The sequence below is a fragment of the Streptomyces sp. XH2 genome (genome assembly GCF_049725035.1).
Classification (GTDB): Bacteria; Actinomycetota; Actinomycetes; order Streptomycetales; family Streptomycetaceae; genus Streptomyces; species Streptomyces roseoverticillatus.
The window spans coordinates 1-1,527 of record NZ_JBMMMZ010000038.1 but is presented as its reverse complement, the minus strand read 5'-3'; the positions used below and the strand labels follow the sequence as shown (position 1 = coordinate 1,527).

Below are 1,527 nucleotides of genomic sequence, written 5' to 3'. Positions count from 1 at the left end.
GCCTTCTTCGCCGCACGCCGCTTCGGCTTCGCCCCACCCGCAGCCGCCGTGCGCGCCAGCGTCATCCCCAGCGACGACGGCAGCGAGACCTCCAGACGCTTGCCGCCGACCTCGACCACCACGGTCTCCCGGCCGACCTCCTCGCCCTCTTCCTCACCCGCCGCACCCGCGAACGGCTCGATCGTGTTGACGAACTCCGTCTCGATCCACCGGGTATGGACCTGGAACGGATCCGCGGTGAAGGCCGGATCGGCCACGACCGCCTGGTGGAAGGGGATCGCGGTCGCCATGCCCTCGACCTTGAACTCCGCCAGCGCACGCACCGCACGCTGCAGAGCCTGCTCACGCGTCGCGCCCGTCACGATCAGCTTCGCCAGCAGCGAATCCCACGCCGGCCCGATCACACTCCCGGACTCCACACCCGCGTCCAGACGCACACCCGGCCCGGCCGGAGCCTCGAAACGCGTCACCGTCCCCGGAGCGGGCAGGAAGTTACGGCCCGGGTCCTCACCATTGATACGGAACTCGAACGAGTGGCCGCGCAGCGGCGGGTCGTCGTAGCCGAGCTCCTCACCATCGGCGATGCGGAACATCTCCCGCACCAGGTCGATACCGGTGACTTCCTCGGTGACGGGGTGCTCGACCTGCAGACGGGTGTTGACCTCCAGGAAGGAGATCGTCCCGTCCTGACCGACCAGGAACTCACACGTGCCGGCGCCTTCATAGCCGGCCTCGCGCAGGATCGCCTTCGACGCCGCATACAACTGCGCGTTCTGCTCCGCGGACAAAAACGGCGCCGGGGCCTCTTCGACCAGCTTCTGGTGGCGGCGCTGCAGGGAGCAGTCACGGGTGGAGACCACCACGACGTTGCCGTGCTTGTCCGCCAGGCACTGGGTCTCCACGTGGCGGGGCCGGTCGAGGTAGCGCTCGACGAAGCACTCACCACGCCCGAACGCGGCCACGGCCTCCCGCACGGCGGAGTCGTAGAGCTCGGGGACCTCTTCCAGGGTGCGAGCGACCTTCAGGCCGCGCCCGCCACCACCGAACGCCGCCTTGATCGCAATCGGCAGCCCATGCTCCCGCGCGAAGGCGACGACCTCCTCGGCACCGGAGACCGGATCGGGGGTGCCCGCGACCAGCGGGGCGCCGGCGCGCTGGGCGATGTGACGGGCCGCCACCTTGTCACCCAGATCCCGGATCGCCTGCGGCGGCGGACCGATCCACGTCAGCCCCGCATCCAGGACCGCCTGCGCGAAATCGGCGTTCTCGGAAAGGAACCCGTACCCGGGGTGAACGGCATCCGCGCCGGACTCGGCGGCCGCGGCGAGGACCTTGGCCACATCGAGGTAACTCGTCGCCGGGGTGTCACCACCCAGCGCATACGCCTCATCAGCAACGCGGACATGCAACGCGTCACGGTCCGGATCCGCGTAGACCGCCACACTGGCAATCCCGGCATCCCGGCACGCGCGAGCAACGCGGACAGCGATTTCGCCACGGTTGGCGATGAGCACCTTGCGCACGATG

General features: G+C 69.6%; 1 protein-coding gene. It reads right to left on the bottom strand.

The window, feature by feature from the left end:
* On the bottom strand, positions 1 to 1,523 hold a 1,523-nt coding region (locus ACOTKD_RS38085), incomplete at its 3' end, for an acetyl-CoA carboxylase biotin carboxylase subunit (RefSeq protein ID WP_424893598.1).
* Between the last annotated feature and the right edge of the window lie 4 nt (positions 1,524 to 1,527).